The organism is Rhodoferax aquaticus, from assembly GCF_006974105.1.
GTDB classification, from domain to species: domain Bacteria; phylum Pseudomonadota; class Gammaproteobacteria; order Burkholderiales; family Burkholderiaceae_C; genus Allorhodoferax; species Allorhodoferax aquaticus_A.
The window spans coordinates 2,516,287-2,538,099 of record NZ_CP036282.1 but is presented as its reverse complement, the minus strand read 5'-3'; the positions used below and the strand labels follow the sequence as shown (position 1 = coordinate 2,538,099).

16 protein-coding genes are annotated in these 21,813 nt (G+C 58.9%); 8 read left to right on the top strand and 8 right to left on the bottom strand.

Annotated features, from left to right (window positions below):
- Window positions 1–37 precede the first annotated feature (37 nt).
- From EXZ61_RS11625 to EXZ61_RS11615, 3 genes are read right to left on the bottom strand one after another with little or no spacing between them, the layout of a single operon-like run.
- Complete coding sequence (locus tag EXZ61_RS11625) at window positions 38–1,591, bottom strand: ABC transporter substrate-binding protein (protein ID WP_201799072.1); 1,554 nt, start codon at window positions 1,589–1,591, stop codon at window positions 38–40.
- A 59-nt stretch (window positions 1,592–1,650) separates the two neighbouring features.
- Window positions 1,651–2,433, bottom strand: coding sequence for a cyclase family protein (locus EXZ61_RS11620; RefSeq protein ID WP_142811927.1), 783 nt, complete (start codon window positions 2,431–2,433; stop codon window positions 1,651–1,653).
- Between the two features lie 55 nt (window positions 2,434–2,488).
- The gene (locus tag EXZ61_RS11615; protein ID WP_142811926.1) at window positions 2,489–4,072 is read right to left on the bottom strand and encodes a phytoene desaturase family protein; all 1,584 of its coding nucleotides are present in this window, start codon (window positions 4,070–4,072) and stop codon (window positions 2,489–2,491) included.
- Window positions 4,073–4,312: 240 nt separating this feature from the next.
- Between EXZ61_RS11615 and EXZ61_RS11610 the strand changes: the two genes are divergently transcribed.
- The 8 genes from EXZ61_RS11610 to EXZ61_RS11575 all read left to right on the top strand — a co-directional run bounded on the left by EXZ61_RS11610 (window position 4,313) and on the right by EXZ61_RS11575 (window position 16,226).
- The gene (locus EXZ61_RS11610) at window positions 4,313–5,350 is read left to right on the top strand and encodes an AraC family transcriptional regulator (protein ID WP_142811925.1); all 1,038 of its coding nucleotides are present in this window, start codon (window positions 4,313–4,315) and stop codon (window positions 5,348–5,350) included.
- Window positions 5,351–5,874: 524 nt separating this feature from the next.
- Window positions 5,875–6,366, top strand: a complete 492-nt coding sequence (locus tag EXZ61_RS11605) for an SH3 domain-containing protein (protein ID WP_142811924.1) — start codon at window positions 5,875–5,877, stop codon at window positions 6,364–6,366.
- A gap of 395 nt (window positions 6,367–6,761) precedes the next feature.
- A complete protein-coding gene (locus EXZ61_RS11600; RefSeq protein ID WP_142811923.1) occupies window positions 6,762–8,330 on the top strand; it encodes a phytoene desaturase family protein in 1,569 nt (522 codons plus the stop codon).
- Between the two features lie 76 nt (window positions 8,331–8,406).
- Window positions 8,407–8,949 carry a BLUF domain-containing protein gene (locus EXZ61_RS11595; protein ID WP_142811922.1) on the top strand — a complete coding sequence of 181 codons (543 nt, stop codon included), beginning with the start codon at window positions 8,407–8,409 and terminating at the stop codon, window positions 8,947–8,949.
- Window positions 8,946–9,359, top strand: coding sequence for a response regulator (locus EXZ61_RS11590; RefSeq protein WP_142811921.1), 414 nt, complete (start codon window positions 8,946–8,948; stop codon window positions 9,357–9,359). Before EXZ61_RS11595 ends, EXZ61_RS11590 begins: the two co-directional genes overlap by 4 nt.
- Window positions 9,360–9,400: 41 nt before the next feature.
- A complete protein-coding gene (locus tag EXZ61_RS11585; protein ID WP_142811920.1) occupies window positions 9,401–10,576 on the top strand; it encodes an EAL domain-containing response regulator in 1,176 nt (391 codons plus the stop codon).
- Window positions 10,566–14,519, top strand: a complete 3,954-nt coding sequence (locus EXZ61_RS11580) for a PAS domain S-box protein (RefSeq protein ID WP_168224755.1) — start codon at window positions 10,566–10,568, stop codon at window positions 14,517–14,519. Before EXZ61_RS11585 ends, EXZ61_RS11580 begins: the two co-directional genes overlap by 11 nt.
- Window positions 14,520–14,579: 60 nt before the next feature.
- Window positions 14,580–16,226, top strand: a complete 1,647-nt coding sequence (locus tag EXZ61_RS11575; protein WP_168224754.1) for a methyl-accepting chemotaxis protein — start codon at window positions 14,580–14,582, stop codon at window positions 16,224–16,226.
- Between the two features lie 39 nt (window positions 16,227–16,265).
- On the opposite strand, the gene EXZ61_RS11570 is transcribed toward EXZ61_RS11575, so the two are convergent.
- From EXZ61_RS11570 to EXZ61_RS11550, 5 genes are read right to left on the bottom strand one after another with little or no spacing between them, the layout of a single operon-like run.
- The gene (locus EXZ61_RS11570) at window positions 16,266–17,708 is read right to left on the bottom strand and encodes a gamma-aminobutyraldehyde dehydrogenase (protein WP_142811918.1); all 1,443 of its coding nucleotides are present in this window, start codon (window positions 17,706–17,708) and stop codon (window positions 16,266–16,268) included.
- Window positions 17,709–17,762: 54 nt separating this feature from the next.
- Complete coding sequence (locus EXZ61_RS11565; protein WP_142811917.1) at window positions 17,763–18,563, bottom strand: ABC transporter permease; 801 nt, start codon at window positions 18,561–18,563, stop codon at window positions 17,763–17,765.
- Window positions 18,553–19,539 carry an ABC transporter permease gene (locus tag EXZ61_RS11560; protein ID WP_237218938.1) on the bottom strand — a complete coding sequence of 329 codons (987 nt, stop codon included), beginning with the start codon at window positions 19,537–19,539 and terminating at the stop codon, window positions 18,553–18,555. The genes EXZ61_RS11565 and EXZ61_RS11560 overlap by 11 nt, the downstream gene beginning before the upstream one ends.
- Window positions 19,532–20,551: an ABC transporter ATP-binding protein gene (locus EXZ61_RS11555; RefSeq protein ID WP_142811916.1), complete on the bottom strand. Its 1,020-nt coding sequence runs from the start codon at window positions 20,549–20,551 to the stop codon at window positions 19,532–19,534. Before EXZ61_RS11555 ends, EXZ61_RS11560 begins: the two co-directional genes overlap by 8 nt.
- 10 nt (window positions 20,552–20,561) lie before the next feature.
- On the bottom strand, window positions 20,562–21,713 hold the full coding sequence (locus tag EXZ61_RS11550; RefSeq protein WP_142811915.1) for an ABC transporter substrate-binding protein: 1,152 nt from the start codon (window positions 21,711–21,713) through the stop codon (window positions 20,562–20,564).
- Window positions 21,714–21,813 lie beyond the last annotated feature (100 nt).

The following is a 21,813-nucleotide window of genomic DNA, read 5'->3' as shown; positions in this document are numbered from 1 at the left end:
GCACAGTGTTGGGCTTAGCTAGTGGGTGAGCGCGGCTTTAGGCGCGGGTAACGGACTGCGGCTGTACAAAGCCAGCGCCGTGCGGTGCTGCCTTGATGCCCTTGCGGAACATCACGGTTTGCTTGTACTGAAACAGCGGTATCACGTAGGCGTTGTCGGCAATGTATTTGTCGGCTTTTTTGTAGCCAGCAATGCGCTTGGCCTCATCCTTTTCGCCCCACAGCGGACCAATGAGATCGTCCACGTCTTTGGTCTTCCACGCGGAGTGGGGCGACATGCTGAACATGGCAAAGCCGGTGGAGGTGGATGGGTCGCCAATGGCATTGCCCCAGTTGTAAAACGCTGCCGGTGCCAGCTTGTGCTGGGAGCGCAACTCGTAGTGCTTGGCCACCTCGTACACCTCTAGCTCGGCTTCTACGCCAATGGTCTTCCACATGCCCACCACGGCTTGCATCACTTCAAAGTCTTTGGGTTTGAAGCCGCGTGTGGTTTGCACCTTGAACTTCAGGGGCTTGTCTTTGGAGTAGCCCGCTTCTTCCATCAAAGCCTTGGCCTTGGCCATGTCGTAAGGCACTTTGGTGGACGGGTCAAACGCTTCGTAGGTGTTGGCCTGCAGGGTGTCAATGGGCAAGGCCGCGCCCCGCATGAGCTTGTCGGTCAGCGCCTTCTTGTTGATCGACATGGCCAAGGCCTTGCGCACATTGGCGTTGAGCATGGGCTCCACATTGGTCAAGAAGATCATGCCAATGTCGCTAACGGGTGCATTGGTGCCGCCCAAGCCTTTGCTCTTGAGGCGGTCAAACTCTTCCAGCGGGATTTCCATGGTCATGTCGGAGCGGCCAGACTCAATCTCAGCCACGCGGGCGGATGGGTCGGTCACGAACTTGATGATCACACTCTCAAACACGGGCTTGGGGCCAAAGTAGTCACGGAAAGCCTTGAGCTTCATGTGGGAGCCAGAGACAAACTCCTCCACCAAGTAGGGGCCGCTGCCCACGGGCTTTTTCTCAAAGCCTTCTTTGCCCACCTTTTCGTAGTAGGCCTTGGGCATGACGTAGCCGGTCAAGAAGGCCATCCACTTAAAGAGGGTGGGTTCAAACTCTTTAACGTCTGCCGTGACCTTGTCGCCCTCAGCTTTGATGTTGGTGATCTTGCCCCACACAAACTGAATGGGGTTGCCCGTGGCGGGGTCGGCTGCGCGGCGCAGGGACCAGGCCACGTCTTCCGCGGTGAGGGCGCTGCCGTCGTGCCACTTGGCACCTTTGCGCACGGTCATGCTGATCTTGCTGCGGTCTGCGTTCCAGCCCCATTGGGTGAGCACGTCGGGCTTGAGGCTCAGGTCGGTGTTTTGGTCAATGAACTGCGACAGCACCGACTTGTAGAGCGCTTGGATAGTGGGGTTCACGGCTGAGGGGCCCACGGTCGGGTCCCAAGAGGGCAGGTCTACGTTGTAGGCAATGGTGAGCGTGCTGCCGCTTTGTGCCAGCACTTGCAGCGGGCCAGCTGCGCCAAAGGCCGCCATGAGCGCGCCAGACTGGCGCAAAAAGTTACGGCGCTGGGCAGTGAATTCGGGGGTGTCAGTAAATGGCATGTTGTCTCCTCGTGTTGTTGGGTTGTGTGTTTGGCTTTGAGGTCTCTTTTTGGTGTGGCTCAGGCGGGTACCAAGGCCATCACACGCAGGGGGCTGCCAGAGCCGCCTTTGATCTTCAAAGGTGCGGCCACGATCACGGCGCCGGTGGGCGGCAGCTGGTCGAGGTTTTTGAGGCACTGCAGGCCAAACTTGTTGGCGCCATGCATCAGTGTGTGGCAGGGGTAGGCCACGGGCCAGGCGTAGGACTGGCCGGCGTCGGTGTTGATGGTTTCCACGGCAAACCCATGCACCCTGCGCTCGTTAATCAGCCATTCGACAGCAGCTTGGGTGGGTCCGGGGGTGTGGGCGCCGTCTTCTTTCATGTTCACAAAAGCGGCGGGGTCGTTGATGCGCTTGGACCAGTCGGTGCGAAATGCCAACCATGCGCCTGCTGGAATCTGGCCGTGCTTGGCTTCCCAAGCCTGCAAGAACTCCACCGTGAGCAACCAGTCGGCGTTGGCAGCCACTTCAGCGCTGGCGTCTACCACCACCACCGGGGTGATGAAGTTGCTGCAGTCAATGGTGTCCACCGTGTTGTTGGCGTGGTCCTTGCCCGAGATCCAGTGCACAGGCGCATCAAAGTGCGTGCCTGTGTGTTCACCGCAGGAGAAGTTGTTCCAGTACCAGCCCGGGCCTGCCTCGTCGTAGTGGGAGATGGTCTCCATCTTGAAGGCCCACACCTGCCCAAACTGCGGGGGCAGCACCAGGGCAGGGAAGTCGCTGGACAGGGTTTGGGTGAGGTCTACGATGCGCACCTTGCCTGTGGCCAGGTCGCTTGCGAATGCGCTGAGTGAGTTAGTCATGTGTGTCTCCTTGGTTGTGATGTGTATGGGGCGTTAACGTGTGCTGGCGCTGGGGCTAGCCTTTGGCCAAGTGCTGGGCCACATGCAGGCCAGACACCCCGCCCAAGCCGGGGCCGGGGTGGGTGGATGCACCGATGTGCCACAGGTTTTTAAGCGGTGTTTGGTGGTTCTTCACGCCGGGCAGCGGGCGCCACAGCAGGAACTGGTCCAAGCTGCATTCGCCTGAGTAGGGGTCGCCCCCCACGAGGTTGATGTTGAGCTTTTCTAAGTCGGCGGGTGAAATCACTTTGCGCCCCACGATGCTGCGCGTCAGGTTGGGAACGTGCTGTGCCAGGCGGGCGATGATGCGGTCGGCGTAGGCCTCGCGCACGTCCTCGTTCCACGCACCGTTGGCGGGTGTGGCAATGGTGCCAGCGGCGTCACCGGCAATATGGCGAGGGCACTCTGGCAGCTGAATCCACAACACGCTGGCGCCCACAGGTGCACGGGTGGCGTCTAGTGCGCTGGGTTGCCCCACCACAATGGTGCCGTCCACAGGCAGCATGCCGCGCTGGGCTTCGTCTACCGCTTTGGCCACACCGTTTAGGCCAGGTGTCAGGTGCACATAGGCCACCTCTGCCAGCGCTGGCGCGCTCCACTGGGGCGCTTCAGACAAGGCCAGGTGAATTTGCATATTGCCTTTGCCATAGCGGTAGGCCTGGGCTTGCTGGCGAATAGCAGGCGGGCAGTGCTCTTGGGGCACCAGCCGTGTGTAAAGCTGCGTGGGTGTGACGTTGCACACCACGTTGCGCGCATAGAGGGCCTCGCCGTTGGCCAGCGTCACTCCCACAGCCTTGCCGTGCTTGACCAAGATTTGCGCAACGTCGGCATTGCACTGCAAGCTGCCGCCGTGCTTCTCAATCAGGGCTCGAAAGGCATGGACCGTTTGCGCGTTGCCACCCTTCACCATGGGCATGCCCACGGCTTCTAGCGTAAAGGCCACCACCTGCGCCATCAGGCCCGACATCGCGCTATCTGGCCCCAAGCCGCAGTGCAGCACCCACGGGGCCAACAAGGCGTGCACCAGGTCGGACTTGAAGTGGGTCTCCAACCATGCCCGGGCGGACTGCAGGGACTGGCCTGCAAACGCACTGCTAGGGTAAAAGCCGCTTTTCCACGCTTTTTTGGCCAGGGTTTTGAGCACCGATGTGCTCCACAGCTCTTGGCCTAGGAGCGTAAAGATCAGCTCTGCGTTGCCCTCCAGCGCACTCATGGCCTGTGCGTAGGCCTGGCCGTCGCCCGCTGCCAGCGCCTCAAATGCAGCGATGTTGTCTTGGCGGGCTGTGCGCAACACCAGGTGGCGGCCATCGGGCAGCAGCACGGCGGTGGGGCTGTTGGTATTGCAGTAGCTTAAGCCCGCAGCGTGCAAGTCAGCGCCCAGTGCTGCGTACGCAGGCCCCGCTACGAATAAAGGGTGGGCCGCGGACAGGGTGTCGTGCAAGTAGCCGGCTGCGGTCAGTGCCTCCGTGCGAATGCAGCCACCCAAAACAGATTCACGCTCCAGCACATGCACTTTTTGGCCACGCTTGGCCAGCATGGCGGCGCACACCAGGGAGTTAATGCCACTGCCAACCAGCAGTGTGTCGATAGGGCGAGTCATGGTCGTTGGAGCGCTGTGCAATGGGGCAAGGTGGTTCGCATGGGCAAAGTATGGGTAGGGCCAAGGGCTGTCGCAATCCACTTCACGCCAGCACTTATCCAAAAAACGCGACATTCATCACGCTTGGTGAAAACACTGTTGGTGTTATCCCTGAGATTTTGAAAATACTTTGGGCCTAAACTAATCTTATGTCTGATCTGTGTGCCTTCTAGCCTCGCGCCCTAAGCGGTTTGTTTGACCATGAATGAACCTGAATCCACCATTGCCGCACCCTCAGAGTCGCGCTACCTGTTGGACAACTACCCCCTGATTCGCTCCCGCTCAGCCGTAGAGGCACGCGAGATGGTGGGGCGCATTTTTTCACCGCACCGCTTAGATGTGCGTGGCAGCCACCACGGCTTTGAGGCACGGCACAACCGCATTGCCTTGGGCGAGGTGGCTTTGAACGTGTTGAGCTACGGCAGCGAGGTGTGCATCAACCCCGGCGAGCGGGGCGACTTCTATTTGGTGTTGCTGCCCCTGCGTGGCCGTGCGCGCGTGAGCTGCGCTAACGAAGAGGCCGACATCGACAGCGATACGCTGGCCGTTCTGCACCCCCACCGCGCCACCCAAATGGTGTGGAGCAGTGACTGCGCCATGCTGATGCTGCAGGTGCCCAGGCTCGCGCTGCAAAGCCGCATGCCGATTGATAGCCACAGCGGCGTGAGCGCGCCAGCCCCGCGTTTTGCCTTTACCCAGTGCCGCAGTTACCCCGCCATTGGCGCGTGGTGGCGTGCCGCCTATGACTTGGCCACCAACTTGCACCAATACGGCCCGCAGTGGATGGCGCAACCCGCCGCCTGTGGCGCTATGGAAAACTTTTTGCTCTACGGCTTGGCGTCCATGTTGCAACCCGCCGAGGCAGGCTCAGACAGCAATGCGCTGTTGCCAGCACCGGCCAACACCCAAACCCGCTGCGTACGCCGCGCAGTGGAGTACCTGCGCGCCCACGCGCACGAAGGGGTGTGCTTAGACGACATCGCCAAGGCCGCCTGTGTGAGCCCCAGAACGCTAGAGGCATCCTTTCAGCGCGAGCACCAACAGTCACCCTTGGCCTATCTGCGCGCCTTGCGCTTAGACCGTGTGCACCAAGCCCTGCAGTCGGCGGCGCGTGCGCAACAAGAAGTGTCGGTGACGGAGCTCGCCCTACAAAACGGCTTTTCGCACATGGGGCGCTTGGCGGCTTACTACAAGCAACGCTATGGTTGCTCGCCCTCGGCGACCTTGCGTGGGGCGTGAGGGGGCTCAGATTTATTACAGGCGCGTAGGCCAGCAGCCGGGTGACACATCGGTCGGCTATGCCGCGAAAGCGGTCATCGACCTGCACGGTTTGACTTGTCAGGAAAAATGACGTTTTTGCTGCGAATCAAGGTCGCCCGAGTCTTCGCTGCATAGTTTGACTGAACGACCCTGTTAAAAATCAACGGCACGCGTATTCTGTTTTCTCTATTCACCAATTCAGTGTCGCGATACGTAGCGGCTTTAACTTTTCAAACACGATGAGGTCCAACGAAATAATGCGATCCTTAGTTTTCTTCGCCATCTTCGTATCGACACTGTGCGTCTCACCAGTTGCCAGTGCTCAGGCAAGGATTTCTCACCCAAATGCTCTGCAAAGCCCATTCCCTGGACTCCGAACATTCGTTGTTTCACAGATCGTGGGGAAGACTGCTCAGCAGGTTTCATATGACTCGTCGCTGACCAGGCTGATCAATACACCCCTCGATTCGAAATTCAATACTCAGGGGATCGGAACAAACGACATGACCACCGTTTTGTCCACTCGAATAGATCGAACCTCGTCACTACGGTACTTCATTCATTTCGATCCTGGCGCGAGCGACGATCCAGCTTGGGTAGTTGCAGATGAGTCCACTGGAAAATGGCTCGGAGTAATCGACACCGACTACCTGCTTATTCCTGGCAATGGTTTCTTGTACGCAATCGGAAGAACGAACAAGATACACACAGAGCGGCGGAAGTATGCGGTCCGTGAGGGCAAGGTTGTGGAGGTAACGCAACCTTATCTCTATGTGGGCTTGGATACCCACACCAAGATACCGATTGCACTCCTGTCTGGTAAGGATACTGGTGAGGTGATCGCGCAGATACCAAAAGGAGAAAAGATCCACGTTCTATTGAGCGAAGGAGATTACCTCCTCGTGAAGTCAAACTTCGGACTGGTCGGCTGGTTTAAGACAAGCGCTAGTCGCGAGTCGCCCGACTTTGATGGGATCTACTTCGATGGCGATTGAACTTAACATGACAATCGACATGGGCATTCCAAATGCAGAATGCGGCTTCGCCGCAAATTGTTCTGGGCCGATCATCTTCACGTTAAAGCAGCAATCCTAACGTCCGCTATGGAGCGCTGCGGAAGTCTGCAACCAGCCCAAAGCCGCCGTGCGGATTGATGTTTTCCTCCTTGCTGCTAGGCACATAGCCATAGGCAAGCAGGTGGCTTTTTTGAATCGCTGCTGATGGCTTTGGTCGGGGCTACGCCGAGCCGACGAGCACACGCGCAGCCGAAAGCTCCCGCACCTATCCACTTTCCGCAGTTCGCCATCCAGCTTTCGCTAACCTGTTGCTCTGCACTGTGCAGGCACCGGCGTGCCCACTAGACTGAGCTATTCAGCGTAAGGAGTGGGCTATGGCGTGGGACGCAATTGTGGTGGGGTCGGGGATCAATGGCTTGGCGGCTGCGGTGCACTTGGGTAGCAAGGGTTGGAAGGTGCTGGTGCTGGAGCGCGCCGCTGTGCCCGGTGGTGCGGTCAAGACGGCTGAGCTAACCCTGCCGGGCTATGCCCACGATGCATGCGCTATGAACCTCAGCATGTTTGCTGGCTCCCCGTTTTATGCCGCGCACAAGGCCAAGCTGGATGCCGCTGGGCTGGAGCTGTTGCCTGCGGGCAAGAGCTTTGCTTCGGTGTTGCCCGGGGGAACTTGGCTGGGCGTAGAGAGCGATGCCGCACAAACCATGGCGCGCATTGCTGCACGCAACCCGCAAGACGCGGCAGCGTGGGGGCAAATGCTAAGTGAGTTTGGGACCGTGGCACCGCATTTGTTTGCGGTGTTGGGCTCGCCCGTGCCGTCGTTTGCAGTATTAAAGGCGCTATGGCGTGCATGGCGGGCCTTGGGTACTGCCAAATGTATGGAGCTGGCCAAGCTCATGGTGTCTAGCCCCAGGGCTTGGCTGGGTGCGCACTTTCAAGACCCCGGTGTGCAGGCCATGATGGGGGCTTGGGGGATGCATCTGGACTTTGGTCCCGATGTGGCGGGCGGGGCGCTGTTTCCGTATTTGGAATCCATGGCGAGCCAAGCCTTTGGCATGGCACTGGGGCGTGGTGGTGTGCAGACCGTGGTGCAGGCCATGGTGAAAGTGATTGCGCAGCAAGGTGGAGAAGTGCGTTGCAACGCTACCGTAGAGCGCATTGAAACCAATGAAGGCCAGGCCAAAGGCGTGCTCTTGCAAGGCGGTGAGCGGCTTCAAGCCACGCGCGCGGTGATTGCCAACGTTCACCCCAAACTACTCTACGGCAAGCTGTTAGCAAGCGGCAGCCCTGCAGCTGCGCAGCCAGCGCCCAGCCGTTTGCGCAGTGGCCCTGGCACCATGATGATTCACTTGGCCATGGCCCAAATGCCGCAGTGGGCTGCGGGCCAAGAGCTGCAAGAGTTTGCCTATGTGCACCTCGCACCCACCCTAGACCATATGGCGCGCACCTACGCCGACGCCATGGCTGGCCTGCTGCCTGCAGAGCCGGTCTTGGTGGTGGGGCAGCCCACAGCATTTGATGCAGGGCGCGCACCAGCGGGTAAGCATTTGCTGTGGGTACAAGTGCGTGTCTTGCCCAGCGTGGTCCAGGGGGATGCCGCTGGCGCGATTGCACCTGCGCACTGGGACCAGATCAAGGAAGCGTATGCGGACCGCGTGATGGCGGTGCTGGAGCGCTACGCGCCGGGTCTCGGTGCCCAAGTGTTGGCCAGAACCGTGGTGTCACCGGTGGACTTGGAGCGCGAAAACCCGAACTTGGTGGATGGCGATAGTTTGTCTGGCAGCCACCACCTGGACCAGTTCTTCTGCTTTAGGCCTGCGTTTGGTCACTCGCGATGGCGCACGCCGGTTAAGCAGCTGTACATGGTGGGGGCGTCCACCTGGCCCGGTGCGGGCACGGGTGCTGGGTCTGGCTATATGCTGGCAAAAGGCTTGGCGGGGGCATAACGGCTCCGCATGGAGCGGGACAAAAACCGCACAACGCACTTACTGCCGAAATGGTCAATATTTCGTTTGACGTTTTGTGACGCTCAACCGTACTATTGTCTGGTCGTTCATATATTCTTCGAACGCGGATGCTTTCCGCAGGGCGATGCAAATAGGAGGTGCGGTGCTTTCGCAAATGATTTATGCGAGCAGGGTCTGTGCCCCTGCGAGTTCAGAAACCATCAACGAAATATTGCAAATATCTCGCAAGAACAACCAACGTGTTGGCATTGGCGGTGTGCTGCTGTATGACGAACGCTATTTTTTTCAAGGCGTAGAGGGTGAGCGTAGTGATGTCAACAGCCTGCTGAATCGGCTTGTCAAAGACTTCCGCCACACTGATTTTCATTTGCTGAGTTTTAAATCGCTGAGCCACCGCCACTTCAGCCGGTGGTGCATGGCCACAGCCAGCGCAGTCATGGCGCGTGCTCCCTTTCTATTCAAACACGAAGACTCGACCGAATTTGATCCTTACACCTTATCGGATCACCATGCGGTGGCCGTTCTGGGGCATATCGCAGGCTTGACGCGAGAGCAGTGCCCAACGCTTGGCGAAGAACTTCACTTGGAGCAAAGATGAGTAAAAATTTGGTCCAAAGCAACGCATCGCCACTGGTCATGGTGGTCGATGACGACGACTTCAGCCGGGATTTTTTGAGTGAGATGCTCACCGAGCTGGGGGTGCGTGATGTTCACTGTGCAGTCGATGGCCGCCAGGCGCTAAAGGCTATGAAAATGCTGCCGCGATACCCAGACTTTCTGGTGTGCGATATCTTTATGCCTGACATGGACGGCATTGAATTTCTTGCCGAGCTGGCGAAAAGCGGTTACCGCGGCAGCATCATGCTGGTCAGCGGTGAGGATGCTTCCATGATGCATATTGCGCAAGAAGTTGCCTTGGCCAATGGGCTGCAGCTGATGGGGGCGTACACCAAGCCTGTCGCCATGGCCACTCTGGCGCAAGCACTGGCCAAACTGCTGCCGGATTAAGGGCCCATACCAGCATCTGCCTGCTCGAGCCCCACAGCGCCATGCCCAACCCCACCATCCTGCTGGTCGACGACGATGCTTTGCAGCTCAGCTTGGTGGAGATGCAGCTGCATAACCTGAATTACACCCAGGTGGTGTTGGCCCAAAGTGGTGTCGAGGCACTGGCAGCGTTTGAACGCTTGGGTGGGCGCATAGACATCATTGTGAGTGACCTCTTTATGCCCGATATGGACGGCCTCGTGCTGATGCGCCATCTGGCACAGCGCGGGTTTTGCGGGTCGTTTATCTTGCTGTCGAGCTCCACCCCCGAAATTTTGACCAGTGGGGCGGGGTTGGCACAGGCCCATGGATTGGATTTGCTTGGGGTGCTGAGCAAGCCCTGTGCTCCAGAACAACTGGGCACCATGCTGGGCGCGCGCAAGCCCCGCAAAGAGGGCAGTGGTGTTCACCCGAAATTGCCATCCTTGACCTTACCCGCGCTCACGCAGGCCCTGTCTAACCAAGAATTGGTGCCTTGGTACCAACCCAAAACAGATATTCATACCGGTAAAGCTAGCAGCGTGGAGGCCTTGGCGCGTTGGCCTTTGACATCCATAGGGCCGGGCACCTTTGTTCCTGCGATGGAAGCCTGCGGTTTGTCCGACGAATTGTTTTTTGCCATGGCGCGCGCCGTGGTGCAAGACTTGGTGGTCTGGCGAAGGCAGGGCGTTGCTGTCAAGGTGGCCATCAATCTGTCCATGGATACTGCGCTGAACCTGGCTATGCCAGAGCAACTGCTGGCACTGGTGCTGAATGCGGGCTTGAAGCCCGCAGACCTGATCATTGAGGTCACCGAGAGCCAGCTCATGGTGCAGCGCAAGCTAGCCTTGGAAACCCTGACGCGCCTGTCCATGATGGGTTTCATCCTGTCTATTGACGACTTTGGTACGGGATTTTCTAGCTTGGTGCAGCTGTTGGATTTGCCGTTCAAAGAGCTCAAGATTGACAGCAGCTTTGTGCAGCGTGCCCTCAGTGAGTCCAAGGCCGAAGCCATTTTGCGCTTGGCCATTGCGGCCGGTGCAAGCCTAGATATGCATGTGGTGGCAGAAGGGGTGGAAACGACAGCGCAACTGGCCTTTATTCGGGAGTGTGGCGGCAGCATTGCACAGGGCTATCACTTTGCACACCCCATGCCGTTTGATGCCTGTACCACCTGGCTGCAGCAGTATGGTGCTTAACGCGTCATCCATCCATGCCCGCGCTGGTGCGGTGGTAGCCCTGGCTCCTTGGACGCCCTGGTTGGTCTGGCTGGTGGGCTGTTGCCTAGCCGCTGCGGCCGGGTACTGGAAGCACCATGTCAATGTGAGCGTTGCAGAACTCCACATGCAGCGAAATGCCGATGCCGTGGCCCAAACCATCAGCGCACGATTTGCACACCCTGTCTTCGGCTTGCAGGGTGCCAGGGGCTTGTATGCAGCCAGTGAACGCGTGCCCCGGGCCGCTTTTTTGGCCTACGTAGAGTCGCGCAATTTGGCGCAGGAATTTCCCGGTGTGCGCGGGTTTGGCTTTGCACAGCGGGTGCTACGCCCAGACTTGGCTGCCTTTGTGGCTGCTGAGCGCGCGGACCGCGCACCCCAGTTTGCGGTGCGCCAATTGGCTGGCACCAGCTACGACGACCTCTATATCGTCAAGTACCTAGAGCCGGCTTCTGGTAACCCTGATGACCAGGGCCTAGACATTGGCTCCGACATGCGCCAGCGCCCCGCACTACAGCGCGCGGTGGATACCGGCATGCCCACCATTTCTGGGGCGATTGCCCCACCGCAAGACCAAGTTAAGGCAGGCACGGCGTTGGTCATTTTTGTGCCCGTCTATGCCAAAGGTACCCGCCCCGACAGCATCGCCCAGCGCCGCGCATCGTTGGTGGGCTTGCTGCTCGGGCCGGTGACCGTGGCAGAGCTGCTAGATGGCATGAACTTGGTCAACGACGGCCAGATGACCTTGGAGCTGTTCGATGCCTCCTCGCCGCCAGAAGGTAGCCCGGGCGGGCCCTTGCTGTTTGGCGCTGGCGGGCCCCATGCTGCTTCTGCGGGGGAGGCGCCGATGCAGCTACGCGGAGTCTCACCCCCGCAGTTTTCAGTCACCCGCCAGCTCCCACTGCTGGGCCGTGACTTTGCGTTGCAGGTCAAGAGCACGGCTGCATTTGAGGACGAGTTGGATAAGACCACGCCTTGGGTACTGCTGCTGGGCGGCACTCTCTTCAGTACGCTGATCGCATGGCTGCTGCACCAGCAGTTGGTGGCACGGCGCCAGGCCGAGCACAGTGCGAACGACCACCTGGACGAACTGGAACTGCAAAAGTATGCGCTCGACCAGTATGCCATTGTGGCCACTACCAATGTGCAGGGCCGCATTACTTACGTCAATGACAAGCTGTGCGAGATCAGTGGCTACAGCCGCGAAGAGCTCATGGGGCAAGACCACATCATGCTTAATTCAGGCCACCACCCGCATGGGTTCTTTAAGGCAATGTACCGCACCATTGCGGCAGGCACAACGTGGCGAGACGAGGTCTGCAACCGGGCCAAAGACGGCCATTTGTATTGGGTCGACACCACCATCGTCCCCGTGATGGGCCCAGATGGAAAACCCCAGCGCTACCTCGCCATACGCGCCGACATTACGCCGCGCAAGCACGCAGAGACCGCGCTAAAGCTTCAAAAAGCTGAACTCGAGATGCAAAAGTATGCGCTCGACCAGCATGCCATTGTGGCCACCACCAATGTGCAGGGCCGCATTACCTACGTGAATGACAAGCTGTGCGAGATCAGTGGCTACAGCCGCGAAGAGCTCATGGGGCAAGACCACATCATGCTTAATTCAGGCCACCATCCGCATGGGTTTTTTAAGGCGATGTACCGCACCGTTGCAACCGGCACAACCTGGCGGGACGAGGTGTGCAACAGGGCAAAGGACGGCCAGTTGTACTGGGTGGACACCACCATCGTCCCCGTGATGGATGCTGAGGGCAAGCCGGAGCGCTACCTCGCCATTCGCGCCGACATCACCCTGCGCAAACAGGTGCAGCTGGATTTGATGGAGCAGCAGTTGAGCCTGGAAATGCGCGTCAAGCAAAAGACGGCAGCCGCAGTGCTGAGCGAAAACCACCTGCGCCTGGTCATGAACAACAGTTTGGATGCCATTATTGGCATGGATGCTCAGGGGCGCATCACCGAGTGGAGCAGCCAGGCCGAAACTGCATTTGCTTGGACAATAGCCGACGTTCGGGGCAAGCCGTGGTACCAATTTGTGCTCCCTCAGCGCTACCACGCCGCGCCCCAAATGGGCTTGGACGCGTATCTTGCGAGCGATCACGGACCTCAGCCGGGAAAACGGCTTGAACTGGTTGGGGTACGCCGGGACGGTGCTGAGTTTCCGATCGAGCTGGCTATTTCGCCCATTGTGACGCCGCAAGGCACCAGCTATAGCGCCTTCATCAGCGACATCACGCAGCACAAAAAAGAGCAGGCAGAGCTGTTGGCCGCCAAAGCATTGGCTGAGAGTGCCAGCCGCGCTAAAAGCCAGTTTTTGGCCAATATGAGCCACGAAATTCGCACGCCCATGAATGGGGTGGTGGGCATGGTGGACATCTTGCAGAAAAGCAGCCTGCTGCCGCAGCAGCGTCGCATGCTAGGCACGATCGAGAACTCGGCCATGGCCTTGCTGCAAATCTTGAACGACATTTTGGACTTCTCCAAAATCGAAGCCGGGATGTTCACCACCGAGCGGCTGCCCATTCGCCTGTGCGAAGTCGCAGAAGGCGTGACTGACTTGCTGGCTTCAGGCGTGGGCGCCCAATCAGACCTTGTGCTGTCGATTGACCCTGCGCTGCCGCAGTGGTGTCTGGGTGACCCCACCCGACTGCGCCAGGTGCTTTTGAACCTGATGGGCAATGCCATCAAGTTCAGCAGCAAAAACGGTAGCCAACGGGCTAAGGTCAGCCTGAGCTTGGCCCCGTGCGTGCTTGAAAGTGGTGCCGATGGGGTGCGCATCGCGGTGGCCGACAACGGCATTGGTATGTCACCGGAGGTAGTGGCCAAGCTGTTTCAGCCCTTTACCCAGGCGGACGAGAGCACCTCGCGCAAATTTGGAGGCACCGGACTGGGCCTGTCCATCACACGGGCGCTGGTGGAGCTGATGGGGGGGAGCATCCGCGCCAAAAGTACGCTGGGCGAGGGCTCGGAATTTGTCGTGGACTTGCCGCTGCAGGTCTGCGAGCCCGGCCTGAATGAGGTTGTTGACCGGGCGCCCGTAGAGCGCCGTATGGCTCAGCGCAAAACCCCTATTGCGCACGATGAGACCCGGCAAACGGGTCTGATGATTTTGCTGGCCGAAGACAACGAGATCAACCGCGAGGTGATGCAGGAGCAACTGCGTCTGTTGGGCTACCCGTGCGAATCTGCCGAAGACGGTTTGGTTGCACTGGGCATGTGGCATGCCAAACCCGACCGTTACGGTCTGCTGCTGAGCGACTGCCACATGCCCAACCTCGACGGATTTGGGCTTACCGCAGCCATCCGCGCGGCTGAGCCTGCGGATAAGCGCTTGCCCATCATTGCGGTGACCGCCAACGCCATGCAGGGTGAGGCACAGCGCTGTATTGAAAATGGTATGGATGACTACCTTTCCAAGCCGCTGCGCCTGGAACAGTTGCAGGAGAAGTTGGCGCAATGGATGCCGCTTGCAGCGGCTGGCACTACCGGGCACAAGGCGCCACTTGCGGCGGACCCCGCAGTGGCGCCAGCCCCCGAAGCGGCGCTTGCCCCGGCCGCGCCGCTAGCCTTAGCCATCTGGAACCCGGCGACGCTCACTGCGCTGGTGGGTGACAACCCGGGCATGCACAAGCGCCTGCTGAGCAAGTTTCTGGTCAACGTGGAGCAGCAAGTGGTTGAGATCATCAAGTTCGCAGCGGCCCACGACCCCCATAGCCTGACCGCTGTGGCCCACACAGCCAAGTCCGCCGCGCGCAGCGTGGGCGCTCTGGCTTTGGGCGAGTTGTGCCAAAGCCTAGAGACAGCAGGGCGAGCCGGAGACACACAGCGATGTAGCGACCTGGCCATGGGTTTGGCGAGCGCGTTTGTTGCTGCCTCTGCAGAAATAAATGGCCATTTAGGCCTCTAGTGCCTGAATCTATTGCGTAAATAGCTCCGAAATTTGTAGCAAATAGCGAACCAAGAGACCATGAGAAAACTCACACTTGCCAATAAGCTGCGCTTGTTCATTGTGTTGCTGTGTCTGGCCATTGTTTCAGTGGCCGTAGTGGGGGTGACCCTTGGACGCACCATTCACCAGGAGGGCAATCAGGCCCAATTGCAGGTGCTTGCAAGCACCCCAGACGGGGGCTTGTCCGACGCGCAAGCGCAGTTTGATGCTGGACGTCGCTTGCAGGTGGAGCACATACAAGCTGCGACCGAGGAACGCTGCAAAACCATCGCTTTGTATATTTATGGCGCATTGTTCAGTGTGCTGCTCATGATCGCGGTGGGCACCGAATGGTTGGTGCGCAGCTTGCGCAACTCTTTGCAGGCCGCGGGCGCATTCGCCGAACGAATTTCTCAAGGCGATCTGTGCAGTGAGCTTGAACAACAAAGCGATGATGAGTTTGGCGCGTTGGGGCAGTCGCTGCAGACCATGCAGGCATCCTTGAGTGGAATAGTTGCCGATGTGCGCAACGCGTCCGTCATGGTGACCCACGTGGGAGGGCAACTGGTTGCTGATGCGCTGCAGCTTTCCCAACAAACACAATCCCAGGCCACGAGCTTGGAGCGCACCACGAAAAATGTAGGCAAGGTCAGCCGCGCAGTCACCCGCAATTCAGAAGGTTCTACCGAAGTCAGCCTGATGACCGAAAGCCTAGAAAAAGAAGCGCAGGACGCGAGCGTGCTCATGGAGCATGCGATGGCCAACATGCCTCCCTTGCTGGACATCGCCAGTCGCATGAAAGACATCATTTCTACCATCGATGGCATCGCTTTTCAGACCAACCTGCTGGCCTTGAATGCGGCGGTGGAGGCCGCGCGCGCAGGCGACTCTGGCAAGGGTTTTGCCGTGGTAGCCACAGAAGTTCGCCAGCTTGCAAGGCGCAGCCAGATTGCGGCAACGCAAATTCGAACCATGATTAGCGAGACCGACACGCGCGTTCAGCGCGTGGTAACCGACACGGGGGAGGTGAGTCGGTTGATGACCAGTCTGGTGACGGGTATCAAAGAGGTGGCGGGCAGCGTGTCGAGCATTGCCGATCAGAGTGCCCAACAAAGTGGGGCTTTGGAGGAGGTCGTTCAATCTGTCGGGGACCTAGACCGCGCTACCATTTCCAACTCGCAGTTGGTAGACCACACCTCCCACAAGGCCGCCAAGCTTGCGCAGCGCTCCGAGGAGCTTATTGCAGCCGTGTCGCACTTGAAACTGCGCGAGGGAACGGCGGACGAGGCCATGGCACTGGCGCTGCGGGCGGCTGAGCATGTGCGTTCGGTAGGCGAGGCGCAAGCATTCCATGACTTTCATGACCCACAAGGCGGTTTTATCGACCGCGATTTGTATATCTTTGTGTTCGATCGTGAAGGTACCTACAGCGCCCTGGGTGCAGACCGGGCGCGTGTTGGCGGCAACGTTGCCGACATGACCGGCATTGATGCGTCGCAGATGATTGCTGACGCGTGGTCCCGGGTGGACCGGGAAGAAAGCGGCTGGGTCGAGTACAGCGTCGTGAACCCTGTCAGTGGCGATGTTCGGGTGAAGTCTTCTTTCGTGCTTGCCCTAGACGATTCGCGGCTCATTGGCTGCGGTGCTTACCGCAGCGCTATTGCCAGCGCGATGCGTCACCAGTAGCCCTATGCAGGTGCGTGGCACCTGGTCAGCCTTGGCCGCTTAGCTATGTTTGACCATCACATGGCGCACGCAGCTGTAGTCTTCTAGCGCGTACATGGACATATCTTTGCCGTAGCCAGAGTGCTTCATACCGCCGTGGGGCATCTCAGACACGAGCATAAAGTGGGTGTTGACCCAGGTGCAACCGTATTGCAAGCGCGAGGCAATGTTCATGGCAGTGCCCACATTGCTGCTCCACACCGAACTCGACAGGCCGTACTCGGAGTCGTTGGCATAGGCGACGGCTTGTTCTGCATCTTTGACGCGAGTGATGGACACCACGGGGCCAAATACTTCGCTGCGCACAATTTCGTCATCTTGCTGCGCGCCTGCCACCACCGTGGGTTTGTAGAAGAAGCCCTTGTTGCCCCATGCGCTGCCGCCCGCCGTGATTTCTACATGCGGTAACTGGCTGGCACGGTCTACAAAGCTGGCCACGCGGTCACGCTGGCGGGCGGAGATGAGCGGGCCCATTTCGACGCCGTTTTCTTGTTGCAAACCGACTTTGATGCTGGACACTGCGCTGCTGAGGTCCGCCACCAAGCGCTCGTAAATCTTTTCAGTAGCGTACACACGGCATGCCGCTGTGCAGTCTTGGCCTGCGTTGTAGTAGCCGAATGTGCGCAAGCCTTCCACCACGGAGCCGAGGTCTGCGTCGTCTAGCACGATGACAGGGGCTTTGCCGCCAAGCTCCAAATGGGTGCGTTTGATGCCCCGGGCTGCAGCCTCCATGATCTTGGAGCCTGTGGACACGTCGCCTGTGAGCGACGCCATGCGGATGCGCGGGTCGCGGATAAGCGGCGCACCCACTGTGTCACCGCGGCCGCACACGATGTTGACCACGCCAGGCGGCAAGATATTGGCCAGCAACTCGCCCAAGCGCAGCGTAGTGAGTGGCGTGTTTTCGGAAGGCTTGAGCACTACCGTGTTGCCCATGGCAATGGCCGGGCCAAGTTTCCACGCGGCCATCATGAGCGGATAGTTCCAAGGTGCAATAGAGGCGACCACACCCAAAGGGTCGCGCCGAATCATGCTGGTGTGGCCTGCGAGGTACTCACCACCTAAGGCGCCTTGCAGATTGCGAATGGCGCCCCCAAAGAAGCGAAAGACGTCAGCAATGGCGGGTATTTCGTCGTTGCGGGCGGCGCTGAGCGGCTTGCCGCAGTTGAGCGATTCTAGGGATGCAAACTCGTCGCCATGCGCTTCAATGGCATCTGCAATTTTGAGCAAAAAGCCACTGCGGTCTTTGGGTGTGAGGGCCGCCCACGCAGGGAAGGCCGCGCTGGCGGCATCAACGGCCTGACGCAGCTGCTCGGCACTGGCTTCTGCCACTTCGCACAGCACTTCGCCGGTAGACGGGTTCAAGACGCTTTCAGCGCGGCCCGCGCCCGCTACGCAGACGCCGTTGATCAAGAGTTGGGTGGGGAAACGGGTTGCAGTCATGGCAATGTACTCCTTGGTGTATGGGGTCGGCTGAATAGACGCGGTGGGGACAGATCAGCGGTTGTTGGGGTTGGCATCACCGTCGCGGGTGAGGCGCCAAGCGACGAGAATGAGCGGCATGGTGATGAGCATGACGCCCAGTGCCACCACATTGGTGACAGCCACCTCACGGGGGCGGCTGAGTTGGTTGAGCAGCCAAATGGGGAGTGTTTTCTCGCTACCCGAGGTGAAGGTGGTGACGATGAGTTCATCCACCGACAGGGCAAAGGCCAATATGCCCCCGGCCATGAGTGCTGTGCTGAGCTGCGGCAACACGATGTAGCGCAGGGTGGTTAGTGTGTCTGCGCCTAAGTCCATCGAGGCTTCAATGAAGCGCGCGGGCAAGCGGCGCAAGCGCGCCACCACGTTGTTGTGCACGATCACCACGCAAAACGTAGCGTGACCCACCACAATGGTCCAAAAGCCCGGTGTGACATCCATCAACTTGAAGGCAGCCAAAAGCGCAATACCTGTCACGATGCCCGGCAGTGCGATGGGCAGGATGAGCATGGTGGTGAATGCGTCTTTGCCGAAAAAGCGGTCGCGGTTCAGCGCGGCAGCGGTGCACGTGCCTAGCACCATAGCAAGCAAGGTGGCCATGGTCGCGACCGAAAGAGACAGGCCAATGGCCTCACGGATATCGCTGCGCTCTAAGGCCCGGGCAAACCATTTGAGCGTGAGCCCGTCTAAGGGAAAGGTGTAGCCGCTCTCATTGCTGTTGAAGGCATACAGCGCAATGAACAGCAGGGGTAGGTGTAAGAAAGCCAGCCCGCCATAGGCCGCTACGCGTAGGGCTGATACTCCGTTAAAGCGCATTGAATGCCCCCAGTCTGCGCGCGATGGCAAGGTAAATGGTGATCAACACAATGGGCACGCAAGTGAACGCTGCCGCCATAGGGATATTGCCAATCGTGCCTTGCAAGGTGTAGACCATGCTGCCGATGTACAGGCCAGACGGCCCCACCAGTTGGGGAATGATGTAGTCCCCCAAAGTGAGCGAGAAGGTAAAGATGGACCCCGCGACCACGCCAGGAAAGGCCAAGGGCCACAAAATTTTGCGAAAGGTCTGAAATGGTGTCGCGCCAAGGTCGCTAGACGCGAATAGCAGGTTGCTGGGCACACGCTCAATGGCGGCTTGAATGGGCAGCACCATAAAGGGCAGCCAGATGTAGGTGAACACCAAAAAGCGCCCTAGGTTGGAAGTGGCCAAAGTTTCTCCGCCCACTGCGGGCAAGCCCAACACCGCATGCAAGACGCCTAGAAGGTGCAGTTGCTCCAAACCCCAGTAAATGACACCACCTTTAGCGAGTAACACGGTCCACGCATAGGCTTTAACGATATAGCTGGCCCACATGGGCAGCATGACCGCCACGAAGAAGAAGCCTTTTTCTGCTGGCTTAGCGTAGTGCGCCATGTAGTAGGCCATGGGAAAACCAATGGCTACACAGCCCAGCGTGACGGCCACGGCCATGGCAAGCGTGCGCAGCACGATGTCTAAATTGGCGGGAACCAGCAGCGCCACAAAGTTGGCGCTGGTGAGTTCGGCGGTGACCGACATGGCCATCTCGTCAAAGGTCAGTGCGCTTTGCCCCAGCAGCATGAGCAGCGACCCTAGGTAGACCACGCCAAACCAAAGGAGTGGCGGGGCCAAGAGCAAGGCCAGTGTCAGGCCTTTGCGTTGGTAGAGCAGGTTGGACAGAGGGCGCAATAGGCCTTGGCCAGACTTGGAAAATGGCGAGAGCTCCATGGCGGATGCCGGTGAAGCTGTTGCCAAGGGAGCGAGCTTAAGCATCAAGCATCACCATATGCGGTTGCGCCCAGCTCAGAGACACACGTTGGCCCGCGCTGATGCCCGGCTGATTCGTATCGCTGTCTTGCTGTTGTTGCAAAGCGGTGAGGGTGTGTGGTCCCACTTGCACTTCGATCCGCTGGCTGGCCCCCAAGAACTGAACCGCCAAGACATCGCCCTCAAGCTGCAGGCCTTTATTGGCGGGCTTGTCGGTCGGTTGCACTGAGATGTGCTCTTGGCGCACAGCAAATGCTTGTGGGCGTCCGGTCAAATGGTTCGCGAGGGTGGCATCAATGACGTTGGCGCTGCCAACAAATTCGGCAACAAAGCGTGTGCGCGGCCGGTGGTACAAGTCGCGTGGGGTGGCAATTTGCTCGATCTTGCCTTGGTTAAAGACCGCCACGCGGTCCGACATGGAGAGTGCCTCGCCCTGGTCATGGGTGACATACACAAAGGTAATGCCGAGCTTGCGGTGCAGCACTTTGAGCTCCACCTGCATTTGCTCACGCAGCTTCATGTCCAGCGCGCCCAAGGGCTCGTCTAACAACAAGATTCGCGGCCGGTTGACCAAGGCGCGTGCCAAAGCTACGCGCTGGCGCTGCCCGCCCGACAACTGAGCGGGCGTGCGCATGGCATGGTCTGGCAGTGCCACCATCTCCAAGGCCTCGCGTGCTCTTGCATGGCGCTCATCCTTGCCCATTTTGCGCACCATCAAGCCGTAGGCCACGTTATCCAGCACGTTCATGTGGGGGAATAAGGCGTAGTCCTGGAACACGGTGTTGACGTCCCGTGCATAGGGCGGGGTGGTGGTGGCATCTGCGCCTAGCAAGGTGAGGCTGCCACTGCTGGGTTGTTCAAACCCTGCCATCAAACGCAAGGAGGTGGTTTTTCCTGAACCTGAGGGGCCCAGCATGGAGAAGAACTCACCTTCCTCCACATGAAAGCTCACCTGGTCTAGCGCACGGACCGTGCCGTAGTGCCGCGAGACGCCCTTGAATTCGATGGCAAATGTCATAGTTTTTCGCTTAACGTCCGCCCATGATGGCGATGTAGTCCAAGGCCCACTTGGAGTAGGGCACGCAAGTACCTTGGGTGCTGCACTTGGCCTCAGGGGTTTTCCAGAACTTGACTTGCGTGAAGCGTTCAAACCCGTTGTCTTTGCAGAAGTTGCTGCCGCCTGGGGCTTTGGCTTTGCAGGCAGCAGGTACAGCGGGGTTGGCGCCGAACCATTCAGCCAACGGTGCTTGCAACTTGTCGCTCAAGGAGTGTTCCATCCAGAGGTAGGCGCAGTTGGTGTTCTTGGCCGACGCATGCAGCATGGTGGTGTCTGCCCAACCGGTGACGCCTTCCTTAGGGATCGTGGAAGCGATTGGTTTTTTCTCGCCTTTCAGCGCATTGACTTGGTAGCCCCATGAGCCAGATGCAACGACGCCTTCGTTCTTGAAGTCGTTCATTTGTACGGTGGCGTCGTGCCAGTAGCGGTGGGCCAGCGTTTTTTGGCCGCGCAAGAGTTCCATCACCGCAGCGTACTGGGCTTCGTTGAGCTCGTAGGGGTCTTTGATGCCAAGCTCAGGCTTTTTGCTCATCAAGTAGAGTGCCGCGTCAGCAATGTAAATGGCGCCGTCGTAGGCTTGGATGCGGCCTTTGTTGGGCTTGCCGTCAGGCAGGTTTTGCGCGTCAAACACCACCGACCAGGATGTTGGGGGTTTCTTGAATACCGTGGTGTTGTACATCAACACGTTGGGGCCCCATTGGTAGGGCACGCCGTAGTGCTTGCCGTCTACCGTGTGCCAATTTGCGTTTTGCAAGCGGGCATCTACGTTTTTCCAAGAGGGCACCAAGGCCGGGTTGATCTCTTGTACTAGCTTGGATGCAATCAGGCGCAGGCTGGCATCTCCGGAAGCGGTAACCAAGTCATAGCCACCGGCTTTCATGAGCGACACCATTTCATCAGACGTGGCCGCACTCTTGGCGTTGACCTTGCACCCGGTTTGTTTTTCAAAGCCTGTGACCCAGTCATAGGCTTTGTCGGTTTCTCCGCGTTCGATGTATCCGGCCCATGCAATGATGTTGAGTTGTCCCTCGCCCTTGCCGATACTGGCAGGAGGGGCAGCCAACGCTGAACATGTTGCGCCAAGGGCCAAGAGGCCCCCACTCAGAATTCGCATTTTTTTCATCAAAGATCTCCTTGGGCCAGGGTTTTGGTCTGCGGCTGCAGACCTGTTTTGGGTTGGTGCAACGTGGGGTGTGCATCAATGGTTTCATCTTAGGTTGATT